This window comes from Scytonema hankhaensis NUACC26, from assembly GCF_045865695.1.
In the GTDB taxonomy this organism is placed as follows: Bacteria; Cyanobacteriota; Cyanobacteriia; order Cyanobacteriales; family Nostocaceae; genus Scytonema.
Map to the genome: position 1 here is coordinate 44275 of NZ_BAACAP010000185.1, position 13981 is coordinate 58255.

Annotated in this window: 16 protein-coding genes and 1 pseudogene; 3 read left to right on the forward strand and 14 right to left on the reverse strand. The window is 47.6% G+C overall.

Annotated features, from left to right (window positions below):
- Positions 1-179: 179 nt before the first annotated feature.
- A complete protein-coding gene (locus tag ACKTT2_RS18420) occupies positions 180-770 on the reverse strand; it encodes a protoglobin domain-containing protein (RefSeq protein WP_407889503.1) in 591 nt (196 codons plus the stop codon).
- 211 nt (positions 771-981) lie between these two features.
- Between ACKTT2_RS18420 and ACKTT2_RS18425 the strand changes: the two genes are divergently transcribed.
- On the forward strand, positions 982-1287 hold the full coding sequence (locus ACKTT2_RS18425; protein ID WP_407889505.1) for a winged helix-turn-helix transcriptional regulator: 306 nt from the start codon (positions 982-984) through the stop codon (positions 1285-1287).
- Positions 1288-1553: 266 nt separating this feature from the next.
- Here the strand turns inward: ACKTT2_RS18425 and ACKTT2_RS18430 are convergent, their stop codons facing one another.
- The 13 genes from ACKTT2_RS18430 to ACKTT2_RS18490 all read right to left on the reverse strand — a co-directional run bounded on the left by ACKTT2_RS18430 (position 1554) and on the right by ACKTT2_RS18490 (position 10412).
- Positions 1554-2408, reverse strand: a complete 855-nt coding sequence (locus ACKTT2_RS18430; RefSeq protein WP_407889507.1) for an SDR family oxidoreductase — start codon at positions 2406-2408, stop codon at positions 1554-1556.
- Between the two features lie 93 nt (positions 2409-2501).
- Entirely contained in the window at positions 2502-2891 is a 390-nt protein-coding gene (locus tag ACKTT2_RS18435; protein ID WP_407889509.1) for an SDR family oxidoreductase, read from the reverse strand.
- A gap of 4 nt (positions 2892-2895) precedes the next feature.
- Positions 2896-3432, reverse strand: coding sequence for a cupin domain-containing protein (locus ACKTT2_RS18440; protein WP_407889511.1), 537 nt, complete (start codon positions 3430-3432; stop codon positions 2896-2898).
- 198 nt (positions 3433-3630) lie between these two features.
- The gene (locus ACKTT2_RS18445) at positions 3631-3882 is read right to left on the reverse strand and encodes an SDR family NAD(P)-dependent oxidoreductase (protein ID WP_407889513.1); all 252 of its coding nucleotides are present in this window, start codon (positions 3880-3882) and stop codon (positions 3631-3633) included.
- Between the two features lie 147 nt (positions 3883-4029).
- Positions 4030-4287: a hypothetical protein gene (locus ACKTT2_RS18450; protein ID WP_407889515.1), complete on the reverse strand. Its 258-nt coding sequence runs from the start codon at positions 4285-4287 to the stop codon at positions 4030-4032.
- Positions 4288-4378: 91 nt separating this feature from the next.
- On the reverse strand, positions 4379-5746 hold the full coding sequence (locus tag ACKTT2_RS18455; RefSeq protein WP_407889517.1) for a cytochrome P450: 1368 nt from the start codon (positions 5744-5746) through the stop codon (positions 4379-4381).
- Positions 5747-5951: 205 nt separating this feature from the next.
- Positions 5952-6947, reverse strand: a complete 996-nt coding sequence (locus tag ACKTT2_RS18460) for a methyltransferase (RefSeq protein WP_407889519.1) — start codon at positions 6945-6947, stop codon at positions 5952-5954.
- A 568-nt stretch (positions 6948-7515) separates the two neighbouring features.
- Entirely contained in the window at positions 7516-7758 is a 243-nt protein-coding gene (locus tag ACKTT2_RS18465; RefSeq protein ID WP_407889521.1) for an oxidoreductase dimerization domain-containing protein, read from the reverse strand.
- Positions 7759-8853 carry an FAD-dependent oxidoreductase gene (locus ACKTT2_RS18470; RefSeq protein ID WP_407889523.1) on the reverse strand — a complete coding sequence of 365 codons (1095 nt, stop codon included), beginning with the start codon at positions 8851-8853 and terminating at the stop codon, positions 7759-7761. It abuts the gene before it with no gap.
- A gap of 25 nt (positions 8854-8878) precedes the next feature.
- Entirely contained in the window at positions 8879-9046 is a 168-nt protein-coding gene (locus ACKTT2_RS18475) for a hypothetical protein (protein WP_407889525.1), read from the reverse strand.
- Positions 9036-9374: a glycogen debranching N-terminal domain-containing protein gene (locus ACKTT2_RS18480; RefSeq protein WP_407889527.1), complete on the reverse strand. Its 339-nt coding sequence runs from the start codon at positions 9372-9374 to the stop codon at positions 9036-9038. Before ACKTT2_RS18480 ends, ACKTT2_RS18475 begins: the two co-directional genes overlap by 11 nt.
- A gap of 130 nt (positions 9375-9504) precedes the next feature.
- The gene (locus ACKTT2_RS18485) at positions 9505-10038 is read right to left on the reverse strand and encodes a hypothetical protein (RefSeq protein ID WP_407889529.1); all 534 of its coding nucleotides are present in this window, start codon (positions 10036-10038) and stop codon (positions 9505-9507) included.
- Positions 10035-10412, reverse strand: a complete 378-nt coding sequence (locus tag ACKTT2_RS18490) for a cation efflux transmembrane domain-containing protein (RefSeq protein WP_407889531.1) — start codon at positions 10410-10412, stop codon at positions 10035-10037. Before ACKTT2_RS18490 ends, ACKTT2_RS18485 begins: the two co-directional genes overlap by 4 nt.
- Between ACKTT2_RS18490 and ACKTT2_RS18495 the strand changes: the two genes are divergently transcribed.
- Together ACKTT2_RS18495 and ACKTT2_RS18500 are read left to right on the forward strand one after the other, a co-directional pair.
- Positions 10411-13785 (forward strand): PAS domain-containing protein, encoded by a 3375-nt coding sequence (locus ACKTT2_RS18495; RefSeq protein WP_407889533.1) that lies wholly within the window; start codon positions 10411-10413, stop codon positions 13783-13785. The two genes, ACKTT2_RS18490 and ACKTT2_RS18495, sit on opposite strands and share 2 nt — an antisense overlap.
- Positions 13786-13787: 2 nt before the next feature.
- Positions 13788-13981, forward strand: a pseudogene (locus ACKTT2_RS18500) (response regulator); the annotation flags it as partial.

The window sequence follows — 13981 nt, forward strand, 5'->3', positions numbered from 1 at the left end:
AAAAAGTAACAACTACGTTCTAAAGTGTAATAGGTTTCAATGCTCAACTTCTTTCAGATTCTTATGGTAGTTTGTCAAATTCTTATGGTGCAGGCGATCGTCACGCTTCTAGCTCAAATGAGCCGATTGCCCCAGGGGTTTCTAATTTGAGTGCGATCGCCATTACCTTCTTGAAATGCTTAAAAATCTCCCTCTTTGGCGTAAGGATAGCTCCAGAGTGTGACTTGAACGACGATCGACTTGAACCAAGCCTGATACATCTTCTCAACGTCCTCAGCACTATGTCCTTTGTTAGCCAGGAAGGGCTTGATAGTTGCAGTGATGGGATAGATGAAGGTAATCAAGTACCGTAGCCCGATGTGGGAAGAAGCGGACTGAATGCAATCAATCTGGTTTTTTTTCGCTCGTGTATGCCGTAGCCCAATTTCCTGCTGATAGTTCAACCAGTCTCGATCGTAAGGACGGTTACAGGTGTCGAGAATCCATTGATGAAAGCGTCTGCGAACCGCACTAAGGTACTCTGAGTTCAGTTGATGGTCGGTGCTGCTGAAATAGTAAGCTAGATATGAATGGGAACCCACAAAGGAGTACCACAAATCCAAAACTGCCTCAATTTGGTCTTGCAGAACTTCTCCAGCTAAGCGCAGATATTTTTCATCTTCCTCTGTAAAAAGAACAGTCTGCTTGAGCAGTTCAAGGTCTTCCATTGAAAGCGGTGAGTAGGCAACGGCAGCAGTGCCGTAGGTGTAACCAGCAGCAACAGTATTCATGTCCGATCTCCTTTTCTTGTAAAATGAATGAGTCGTAGTCGATTTGCAGTTTCCGCAAGGATTCAATCTGACTAACAACTTCTAAGTCAATGTCACTAAACTGAAGATAGCGAAAGCCTTGCAGATTACATAAGTAGGTACAATTCGGTCAGATGCTTACTTTTTGGTGTGAATTATGGAAACAGAGGAGCTAAAAAAAATGCAAAGTTTTGTGAAGCGTCCGCCGGTTGCCAGAATGGTGGAAGATATTGTGGGCTGCAAGTGGTCGTTAAGCGTTCTGCAACTCGTGCGTCAAGGAGTGAATCGTCCTGGTGCAATGGAGCGAAATGTTAACGGTTTAACGACAAAGGTATTGAATGAGCGCCTGAAAAAGTTAGTAAGATACGGCATTTTGCAGCGACATGCGTATCCAGAGATTCCACCGCATGTTGAGTACGAACTGACCGCATTTGGTCAGAAATTTACGAACATCCTTGATGAGATTGAAAAACTCAATCAAGAAATCGAGAATGATTGAGACCGGAGCAATAGGCATCCCCAGCCTAATAGCTATCACCGAGAAAGAAGAGTAACAACTACGTTTTGAAGTGTAGTAGGTTCCAATGCTCAACTTCTTTGGTGATTCTTACGATGATTTGTCAGATGTTGTGAACCTATTTTGGTGTCATTTCGGTGAAATGCTTGAACTGTTATGCTGAATGGTTGTTACTGGAGAAACCCACTTGTAATGGGATCGTTTCACTACTTTCTACGTTCTCTCTCATCAGATATCAGCAACACTCGTTATTGAAACATCGTTGCATAATCGCGTGAAAAGTCCTCAAAACTGCGCGATTTTTTACCGATCGCATCCTGCACACCAGATGCGATCGTCATCGCTTCACCGCGTCGATAATGCGCGTAGTCCTCAAGGAGTCCTTCTGTCTGCCAGACTGGAAACCCAATACCTAATAACGTTTCACGCATGGTTTCAGGCGGGATATTGACGAAGGTAATTCGGCGACCAATTGCTACCGAGAGGGATTCTGCCATTTCAGCATGAGTAAGTGCCTGCGGACCTGTGAGATCGTAGATCTTCCCCTCGTGCCCAGATTCAGTCAAAGCAGCAACAGCAACATCTGCAATGTCACGCACGTCAACGACACTCACTTTTGCCTCACCAGCAGCAGCATAGAAAGCATTTTGGGTCGCAATGGTCGAGCGAAAATTTAACAAGCCCTGCATGAAGAGGTTGGGGCGGAGAATTGTATAGGTAATGCCTGACGATCGCAGCGCTGCTTCAACTGCTGCATGATAACGCAAAAAACGCACAGGCGAATTGGCATCGGCTGCAAACTGCGACAGTTTCACAATCTGCTTAACCCCGCTTTGTTTCGCTACATCAATGAAAGCAATTTGTTGTGCTTCCGCACGTTCGGATGAATTTGTCAGAAGGAACGCCTGTTCTATACCTGCCAGTACACCCAGCAATGTCTCAGGGCGATCGAAGTCTCCTTCCACAACTTCAACATGAGGAATTGCGGTATCTTTGGGATAATCCCGATTGCGAACCATTGCACGAACTGGAATGTTCCGTGCAGCGAGGCGCTTAACAATCTCTACACCGTTGTTTCCAGTTGCACCAGTAACCAAAATCATCTTAACGTCCTTAAAAGCAAACGCTCTTGAGAATATAAAACACTCTTGCACGAAGGCGATCGCAAAGCAATATCTGCCACAGCAGATCGCGGATTAGCTTGCTGTGTATCCACCATCAATAACCAAAGGTTGTCCAATGATGTAGCTGGCAGCATCAGAGCAGAGAAAAACGACCGCTTGAGCAACTTCTTCTACCTGACCGATGCGCCCCATTGGAACTGTAGACACATAATCATCAGCCGTGATACCCATCCGATTGAATGCGCGATCGATCATTTTAGTGGCAATCGATCCAGGATTGATGACATTAATCCGAATCCCTAGTTTGGCATAGTCGAGCGCTGCCGATTTCGTTAATCCCATCACTGCATATTTGCTGGCTATGTAGGGAGCATTTCCTGGAAAGTCAATTAAACCACTTAATGATGAATTATTTACAATTGCACCTCCCCCGATTGCCAGTAAAGGCATTGTCACTGACATAAAACTATCCTCGTCGCGGTACGCCGAAGCCGGGGTATTGAGGCAACAGTTCCGCCGTTTCTTCCGGTGTCAGTATCTTGACTCCGTACTTGGCACCCAGCGCGATCGCGCTAGCTGGAGCGGATTCCGCGTAAGTGGTTGCGGTCGCGGGTATTTCCATGCTATTCGCAGGACTCGACATGGTTTCAAAGTACCTGTCCAAACCTCCTGGTTGCACCAGGGCGAGGAAACGGAGGGGCGATAGGAAGTAGAATGCGTGCGCGTGCTTCCGAGGGAGGAAGACTGTTTCGCCTGCCCGCGCAATTCTCACCTGACCCATGCAGTACACCTCTAGCTCGCCTTCTAGAATGTAAAACACTTCATCCTGGTCATAGTGAAGATGGGGTAGTGGTTCAGCACCTGGTACCGTCCGAACTTCCAGAAGCATGAGGCGGTTTTCGGTCTCGGCGGACGTGACGAGAAAAGACAACAGACCGCCCATATAAGATCGGGTCGTTTCTGTGACCGCACTGCGAACAAAGAAATCTGCTGATTGGTTCATGATTTAACCTCTAATATTAATGTGACTGTCGCGATCGCAATTGGTCTTGTCGCAGATCTAATCTGTGTGCTACAAGCCTTTCACAGTTGTATACTGCTCTATATGCGATGCTGTCTGAGTAAGATTCTCTTGGTTCTTTCTATCTGAATTGTAATGAGTTCCATTGCCTAACTTCTTTCAAATTCTTACAACGCTTTATCAGATTTTTATGGTGCTTCTTTTAGCGATATTAAAGAAGGCTTGCACGTCCGCTTCACTAGAGACATCTGATTTCACAAACAAGTACTCCGCTCCAGTATCGCGAATCAAAGCCGCAGTCTCTTCAGCTTCTACATCGCGTATATCGGAGAAGACCACTTTTGCTCCAGCAGCACCGAAGGCGATTGCCGTGGCTCGACCAATGCCCGATGCTCCTCCTGTTACTAAAGCCACCTTATTTTCAAGCATCATGATAGTTACCTCTTCACAATAGTTTTAAAAACTTGTGCCACACGGTGAAGTCGCACTCCGTTGCCAGTTCGGGCACTAACTCCGGATACATTAATTCAAACGGTTCGGTAGTTTGCGATGCATACCCAATCCTAGAGTACCACTGCCTCAGAAAATTCTTGCTTGGATGTGTCCAATGGCGGGGAGTGAGGATCTTAAGTTTGCAAATGCTTGAGCGAGGTCAATCAATTCCGAGCCAGTTCCCACGCCAACGCAGAGAATCCGTGCATTGTCAGGAAGTTCAGAAAGCACCATGCGGATCGACAGATAAAGTGCTTGGTGGAGCGGAGCTAATTGAGCGATCGCATCTTGCTCTGCGATATGTCGTCCACTATTGCCGGAAGCAGCAGCAATTACAATCTTCATGCTGTCCGATATTACCACCAGACAACTATCTTCGATCGTTATGAAATCTGCTGCTTCGTTCGCGATATCAAACCTACTTGACGAGGGATGTTCAAATTTTCTCCTTCAGAACCATCTGTACCCCCTTACCAGGAGTAAATGTCACCCCTCGACGCTGAGGATATTCAGGAGATCGATCTACCAGTGCTAGTCGATAATGAGAAACCAAAGTTGCGATGACTAATTTCATCTCAAATTGGGCTAATGCTTCCCCAATGCAACGGCGTGCACCACCGCCAAAGGGCAAGAATTCGTAGGGAGAGAACTGCCGTTCTAAAAAGCGCTCTGGTTTAAACAATTTAGGGTTTGGATAAAGATCTGGGCGCTGATGAGTCAGATAAATACAACCATACACTCTCGTTCCAGGTTCTAGTTGATAACCCATCAGTTCTACAGGTTCTTTGACCTCTCTGGGAAAGGTAAGAGTCGCAACGGGGAAAAGGCGCAGAGACTCATTACAAACCGCAGTGAGATAAGGTAACTGTACAAGGGTAGTTGGATCTGGAGCCAATCCTTGCTGATTCAGTTCTACAAGTAGCTTTTCGCCAACTTGGGGATGGCGATGAATCCAATACAGTGCCCAAGCGATCGCACTTGCAGTTGTTTCATAACCTGCTAACAGAAGTGTAAATAACTCATCATGCAATTCAGCATCACTCATCGGTTGACCCGTCTCATCACGGGCTGACATCAGTAAACTCAGAATGTCGGAACTCATATGATGCTGGCTGCGACGATTTCCTGCTGCATCGCTCCGCTTCACGGAAATTTCAGCATAGATGAGTTCTTTAATCTGTCGTTGCAGATGCCGGAAATATCCCCAAGGGCTTTGGGTTCCCCAATCCTTTTGTAAGGATGGAAAGAAAAGCAAACCGCCAATAAAAGGAGATTGCAGTGAATCTGCGAACTGAATAATTAGCGACTTGAGGCGATGGAACCGCTCCTCTTGATAAATTCCAAAAACGACCTTAAGAATCACTGCTAGAGAAATTTCCTGCGCCAACTGACGAGCAGAAAACTGAGTATCGATTGACAGCGAACTCGCTGCTTTGTCAACCAATTCACAAATCAATTCTCCAGATGTTCGCATCTGTTCTCCATGAAATGGAGGCATTAACAATCGACGTTCTCGACGATGGCGAGAACCTTCTAGGGCAAAAATGGAGCAATCCCCAGTCAGTGGTTGTAGCAGTTGATTAGGCGGAGTCATAAATTGCTTTGTGTCATTCGAGAAAATGAACTGGAGTGCTTGGGGATTGCTAACGAACAACACAACCGGGTGATTGCCAATGACAGGAGCATTAAAAATTTCTCCACAACGTTGGGCAGCAGCCTCCATGTAGGCGATCGCGTCCCGCGTGTACTGGATTTTTTGCAGCCAGAGAGGAGCTTGCGAACCAGCAGGAAGGTTTGGAATCATAAGTGTCAGTAGGCTAGTGGCAATGAATTGTAGATGAGACGATCGTGACCATTATTAAGTGGCGAATTTTGTAGATACAAATTAATGATATAGTGTTTTGCCTGTATCATTTAATTTTTCCATCTGAACCAGATCCTGTTTACTTTAATGACTGTTTACGCTTCAACCTGTTGAGAAGAGTAGCTTGATGCTTTCGCGTCACCTACTAAGCTTTCACTGCTTCAATGATGCTGAGCATTGAGGAAGTCGGAATCACTCGCGTCAGTTCAAACCCACTCGATCGCAACAACAATCGATATTCTTCTTCAGTTCGTTCTCGTCCACCTGTCATCATCAACATGAGCACGTCAATCAACTTTGTGAGAGAGGGTTCATTACCTGTTGGAATGATGCTTTCGACCAGAAGTAATTTACCGCGAGCCGGCATGGCTTGATGACAGTTTTTCAGAATGATTGAGGACTTTTCATCATCCCAATCATGAATGATGGCACGCATTAGATAAACGTCACCACCTGATGGCACAGACTCAAAGAAATTTCCAGCAATGGGCTGGATATTGTCGTCCACACTGACATTGGCAATAACTTCGGGCAGATCGAACAGAATCCCTTTGAGATGAGGATGCGATCGCACAATTGCAGTAACTAAGCTGCCTTGCGCTCCACCGACATCAACGATTGTCTTGAATTCAGAAAAGTCATAGATCTCTGCAACGGCTTGCGAAACCGGAGCTAACATACCAGTCATTGACTCGGAGAAGATTTGCCCCGCTTCAGGATGTTGAGCATAATAATCCCAAGCCGACATTCCGGCTACAGCATCAAACGCAGTTTCACCTGTTCTTAAGCTATGTAATCCATTGCTCCACCCTAAAGAATGGTCTTCTCCCATCTGTGCCATCGCAACATACCGCATTGAACCGGGACAATCGCTCTTGAGTGTTACAGCTAAAGGAGTCAGCGCAAAACATCGCTCCGAGACTTCGGTAAAAATGCCCACACTGGCTAAAGCACGCAGAAGTCGATACAGCGATCGCGGTTCAGTATTCGTTGCGGCTGCAAGTTGAGCGATCGTTTTGGGTCGATCGTCAAACCAATCGGTAACCCCTAACATTGCAGCAAGATAGATCGATCGGGCAATCCAAAATCCAGCGATCGGATTTAGCATCTTTTCATGTGAAGTTACTTCTAATGCTTCCATCTCAATACGATCCTATTTACTTAAATAACTATTTACGCTTTCAAAAAGTCTCAATCTGAACAGATCGAGTCAAGTTACGGTGAATGAACAAATGAATTATCAATCGCTATTAATACCGTCTTAGAGATCGAGGATTCGATCTCTGTGAATTTAAATTTCATACTCGAATATCTAACTCAAAGTTTAATAAGTTCTAACACTTAACTGCTTTCAAATTCTTATGATGATTTATCAGAATCTTAAGTAACTGGACTAAAATAAATACACTCATTCAGGTTGGGCATGGGTCATAGGGCATCGGATTCAGCAAAAACATGATTGAAATTAATTATGTCCAATTACTTACAAATAGACATCTCTGTAAAAGATGTAGGGGCGCAATGCCTTGCGCTCCTACCTCTCAGGTCATTCGCCTGAACCGTCAGATGATCCTGACGCAGCGCAAAAGCGGTCTCAGACACACCCACACGACTCGCGGCTCCATGAAAGTTATGGAGTTCGATGAGCGAAAAGGGGGAGGATAATGGCAGTCCTTGTTACTGTTCTTCATCAGTAGAAGCCGTATCTCCTAGCTAGCTTGAGTCGCAACTCGCTGGATCGCTTCAACCTGAGTTGGATAACAATGAATTACCTCTGCTAAGTTCGCAGGTGTCATCTTTTGCATCACTGCTAGAGTGAGCAGAGGAAGGGACTCCCCTGCATGAGCCGCTACGAATGTCGCTCCAACGATAACTCCCTGGTGGGTATACAAGGCAACAAACCCGTCTGCCTCCCCGTCGATCGCAGCCCGCTCGACCTTCTCTAACTGCAATCAATGAGTGTTGATAGTGATACCACGCTCTGCTGCTTCCTGAGGAGTAATTCCAACCTGAGCAACTTCTGGGTCAGTGTAAGTGCAGTGAGGGATGACTAAATCCGACACCCGCTTCCCACCTCCGTCAAGCGCGTTAGCGACCGCTAGTTTAGCCGTTGCGATCGCTGCATGGGTGTATTTCTCCGGTAGAGCTACATCCCCAGCGGCATACACGGTAGGATTCGTTGTCCGCAGATAATCATCGATTTCAATCCTAGAGGCACTGAACTTCACCCCAACTGCCTCCAGCCCCATTCCATTCACGTTGACTTTTCTACCAGTGGCGATCGGGAGTGCATCGTAGGCTAACTCAGACCCATCGCTCAGAATCAATCGCTTCTGCTGACCGTCTACCTTCGTCGCCCTCATCCCCAGGTGCAACCGTACCCCCTCAGCCGCCAATCGCTGAGCCACTACCCTGGATGCAGTCGATGCATCGGCTGTTAGCAAGCGCTCCGCACTCCCCACCAAATCGACCTCGCTCCCCAACCGTCGGAATGCCTGTGCTAGTTCGCAGTTCACGGTGCCACCACCGATACAAACCAACCGTCGGGGAAGCTCTATTAACTCGAAGACCGTTTCATTCGTCAGGTAGTGTGCATCGTTCAGCCCCGGTATATTGGGAACTGCCGATCGGCTACCCGAAGCAATCAGCGCCTTCTTGAACTGTAGCTGCTGACCCTCAACCTCGATCGCGTTAGAACTAACGAAGCGGGCATCACCGAAGAACATATCAATCCCGGCTTCAGCCACAACTGACACCGCATCAAAGCTGCTGCTGAAAGCTCGCATTTCCCGCACTCGCGTCATGACGGCGGCGAAGTTAACTTGAGGTGAGGCACCAAGTGAGTAGCCAAACTTCTCTCCGTCACGAGCCTGATATACCGCCCGGGCAGCACGCAAAAGAGACTTACTAGGAGTGCAGCCAAAGTTGACGCAGGTGCCACCCGTCAAGTTCCGCTCAATCACTGCGACCGTGTGACCCGATTCAGCAGCCGTTACCGCAGCCGTCAGACCAGCGGGACCAGCCCCAATCACTACTAACTCGTACACGTCCTTCGGTTGAGGAGGTTGCCAGTCAGTTGGGTGACCACTCCTGATTAGAAAAGGGATTCATTTCTGGAGCAGTAAAGAGATGCCTGATATTATTAAGTTCCAGAACGATATTGAACTTGTTCAAACGATGCATAGTATCAAAAACCCCATCAAAAGCTGCATCTAGGACGATCGTTAGGTTATTTAGCACATTCGAGAGTTGCCCCTCGACGGTATGGCATGAAACTTAGTGGTTCATGTCCAAAGGTGATACCGCTGCAGTCTAGGAGTTCCTTGTATCGCGACCAGACCTGATTGGTGTTCATCTCACCGCTAAGAAACTCGTAGAGCAAGGGTTTAAAGATGTCCGCAAAGTCCGAGCGGGTAGCGAGCATTAACTGAAACTCAACCCGTTCAAAGAAATGGTTCCTAATGTCAATATCCTCATGTATGCCGCCAAGGATGTCGCGCCGGACAGTCACGATCGAACGACTATTGGGAAGAGGGCCACGCACGGTGAGCAGTTCAGGACAATCCATGAGATTAAGGTGGAGTCAGCAACCTAATAGGGTGTGAGAAATCTGGACAATAACCCAAGATAGCAGATTATTTCTTTGAGCCATATACAGAGATCTGAGAGCTGACACTTTAATCCAGACTGGAGGACTGCTAGATCCATCGCGGGTCTGCGGTGAATTCGACCGTCAGCCAGTAGCCCGGCCTGCGACCCCCCATTGCGTCCGCGATCTCCTGTCGGATAGCGTCGAACTCGCCCAAGGTCTTCACGGTCGCCGCAGACGGCGCGACGAAGCAGATCTCGATGAACTGCGCGCGACCGACCTTCGTGACGTAGGATCGGTGGTTGACAAAGCCGTGCCGCGCCGCCACGTCGCGTGCGATACCGTCAACGCGCGCGTCAAGATCCGGTGGCGCGATCTGGAGGATCTCACGTCCGGCATGCGCGATCGTAGCAGCGGGGAACGGCGCCATGCACACCGACAGGACGATCGGGATCGCGGGATCGACATAGGCGGCGAACTGACCGGCACCCACGCCTTCGAGCAGGCCGGCCACACCGAAGGAGAGGCACAGGCTAGCGCTTAGCAGCCCGCCCAGCAGCCAAGAGCGGCCATCGAGGTCGAGGAGCGTGGACTTGAGCCCGCGACCCTTGCGCCGGACATAGGGGTAGATAGCAAAGCTCAAGACTGTGCCCACGGCAGCGTATACCACGCCAATGTCGAAGCTGACCGGACGCCCGCCAGCGTAGCGCCGACACCGTCCACGAAGGCATAGACGCAGGCGAACAGCAGCACCGTCCCGTTCAGGAAGGCGAGCATGGGCTCGATGTGCCAGTAGCCGTACTGGAAGCGGCGGTCGTCACCCCGTGCGATAAGGCGAGCTACGAGCCAGGCGTTGAGCGTCATGCTGGCGTCTACGACGTCGTACATGCCGTCGAACACGATCGACTTTGCGCCAGTCCAAAGCCCGATGAGCACGCCGACGATCGATAGGAACAGCGTTCCTACAGCGGAGAGAAGAAGCAGGCGTTGCTCTTGTCGTTCCGTGGCTATCTGCATGGCTGTATCTCGGCTCAATGCCTTAATCGATCGGTCGCAGAAACAGGTGGTTCATTTGGAGATCGGTCGCAATTTACTCGAAAAAACTTCACCAGAGCAACTATCAGCTCGACTGTTTGAAATCGTGGATCATCTCAATCAGGGGATTGAGATTGTCACTGCTTTACCACAACGAGATGAAATTGCCCGATTGAATTTATTGGCAGGTCAGAAAGCAAAAAGGGCAATCGCTTATAGTGTAGCTAATAAATATCTAGCTACAGCCAGAGCATGGCTAGCGGCTTCTAGCTGGCAAACCAACTATGAGCTGACTCTAGAATTATATATAGAAACTACAGAAGTTACGTATTTGTGCGGTGAGTTTGAGCAGGTAGAATACTGGGTTGCAATTGTTCTACAAGAAGCCAGGACGTTTCTCGACAGCATCAAAGTCCACGAGGTCGAAATTCAAACTATTATTGCACAGAACCAATTCTTGAAAGCAATCAAAACTGGATTGCAAGTTTTACAGCAGTTTGGTATCAGTTTTCCCGAACAGCCAAGTCAGTCAGATATCTATCTTGAACTAAACACGATCGCAGCCCGCCTTCGTAAGAAGCCAATTTCAGAGTTGATCCATTTGCCAGAAATGACCGAACCGGAGAAGTTAGCAGCGATGCGAATCCTAGCTAGTATCACGGTCGCTGCCCGTGTTGCTGCTCCCAATTTGATGCCTCTACTTGTGTCCAAGCAGATCGACTTCTCAATTGAGTATGGCAATGCATCTGTATCTTCCTTTGCCTACGCCAGCTTTGGGTTAATTCTTTGCGGAATGGGCGGAAATATAGAGTCTGGTTATCAGTTTGGACAGCTTGCTTTAAGGTTATTGTCACAAGCGAGTATCCATTCACTCAAAGCTCGGACTTTAGTAATAGTGAATTTTGGCTGCACCCATTGGAAAGAACATATCAGAGAATCACTGGAGCCACTACGAGAAGGCTACCAAAGTGGACTAGAAACTGGGGATCTAGAATTTGCTGCCATGTGTACTCATGCTTACTGCTGCCACTCCTTTTTCATTGGAAAAACACTTGTGGAGATTGAACGTGAGATGGCCTCGTATAATGAAGCAGTTCGTCAAATCAAACAGAAAACATCACTCATTTGGACTCAAATATATCACCAGAGTGTTTTAAATTTGATGGGATATTCTATCAATCCAACCTGTCTAACTGGCAAATCCTACACTGAAGAGAATAGACCGCCACTCTGCGAAATAGATGAAGTAGTAATCTTCCTCATACATTTGAACAAACTTTTTCTATGCTACCTATTTTCTGAGTATGCTCAAGCAGTTGAAAATTTAATTGTAGCGGAAAGTCATCTGATTCAAGCAATAGGGGGTTCTTCTGAGCCTTTTTACTATCTCTATGACTCTTTAGCAAGATTGGCAACCTGCTCTAGAAGCAGTGCTCAAATACAAAAACAAATCTTGGATAAAGTTGCCATTAATCAGGAGAAAATGAAGCACTGGGCACATCATGCACCCATGAATTATTTGCATAAGTATCATCTAGTCGAGGCAGAGAAAGCGCGAGTTTTGGGTCAAGTCGTTGAAGCAATGGATTTTTATGAGCTTGCAATTAAAGGGGCTAAGGATAATGAATACATCCAAGAAGAAGCATTGGGATATGAATTAGCCGCTAAATTCTATCTGGCAAGGGGTATGGAGAAATTTGCCCAAACTTATATGAAAGAAGCCCACTACTGCTATGAACGATGGGGAGCAACTGCAAAAGTCAAAGATTTAGAAACTCGCTACCCGCAGTTCTTTCCTCAATCGTCAGGCGTCGCTTACACGCCAATCCACACAGCTTCTGAAATCATCTCTACTCGCTTAGACAGCGCTTTCGACTTGGCAGCGGTACTGAAAGCATCCCAGGCGATTTCGAGTGAAATTGAACTGGATCGGTTACTTGGCTCTCTGATGCAAATTTTAATCAAGAATGCTGGGGCACAAACCGGATTTCTGATTCTAGAAAACTCAGGCGAATGGGTGATTGAAGCTGCTTATGAACTCAATGAGGGTGAGCAGGACTGTGCTACGCGAGTGCTGCAATTGATTCCAATGGCGAATCGTTTACCTGCATCCATTATTCAATATGTGATTCGGACTCATGAAACTGTCATCTTGAATGATGCAACTCGTGAAGGTAATTTCATCAATGAGCCATACATTCAGCACCACCAAGCCCAATCACTGCTCTGTTTGCCACTACTGAATCAGAGTAAGCTCGTTGGTGTGCTGTATCTGGAGAATCAATTGGCGGTTGGAGCATTTACACCGGAGCGATTCTCCGAAGGAGACGCTACGCGAACGCAAGTTTTGCATCTATTATCGACCCAGGCAGCGATTGCGATCGAAAATGCCAGACTCTACTCTAGGCTACGCGCTAGCGAAAGTAGGATGACTCAATTTCTAGAAGCAATCCCGGTGGGAATTGCAGTCGTGGATACGGCGGGTCGCCCTTACTATTTCAATCAACGGGCAATTCAGCTAGTGGGCAAAGAAACCGATCCTTCCGTGACACTGAAACAACTTGCAGAGGCTTATCAAATCTATTTAGCGGGAACGGATCGACCCTATCCAACAGAGAAAATGCCAATCGTGCGAGCATTGAGCGGCGAACGCACTAGAACTGATGATATGGAAATTCGCCAAAACAGCACCACAATTCCAGTTGAGTCGTGGGGAACGCCAGTTTTTGACGAAAAGGGCAATGTGGCTTATGCGATCGCAGCCTTTCAAGACATCACTGAACGCAAACAGGCAGAACAACTGTTAGCCGATTACAACCACGCCTTGGAGCAACAGGTCACAGAACGAACGGCAGCATTACAAAAAAGCGAAGCAGAACTGCGCCGCCGAGAACAGGAATTACGACTGATCGCTGACGCTCTACCTGCTTTGATCAGCTATGTGGATACCAATCAGCGCTTTCGGTTTGTCAACCGAGCTTATGAGATCTGGTTTAGCTGTAGTCGAGATGAAATTCTGGGCAAGTCTGTTCGCGAGCTCTTGGGTGAGATGGCTTATCTCATTGTGGAACCAAACATCAAGCGAGCGCAAGCAGGGCAAATTGCAACCTATGAGGCAGAAATTTCCTATCCGATTGGCAAAAAGTATATCAGTGCGACCTTCATCCCCGATTTCGATCGCAATGCTCAAGTGAAAGGACATTATGGTCTAGTCACTGACATTAGCGAACAGCGAAACGCTGCACTGCGTGAACGCAAACGTGCCGAAGCAGCTTCCATTCTAGAAGAGCGCAACCACATGGCACGGGAAATTCAGGTATTATCATTCATGCTCGATCTGCCTCCAATAAGGTAACGGTGGCTCCAGAAAAAGCGCAAACTCTCCTCACTCAGATCCTCGACTTAGCTCGTTCTGGGCTTGCGGAGGCACGTCGTTCAGTAGAGGCACTACGCCGCCCCTACCTTTTAGAGAGCAGTAACTTACAGACTGCCTTAAGCCGTCTTGCTGCTCAATTAGACTCCTCGATCGCAACCCAAATCGTCTATGAAGT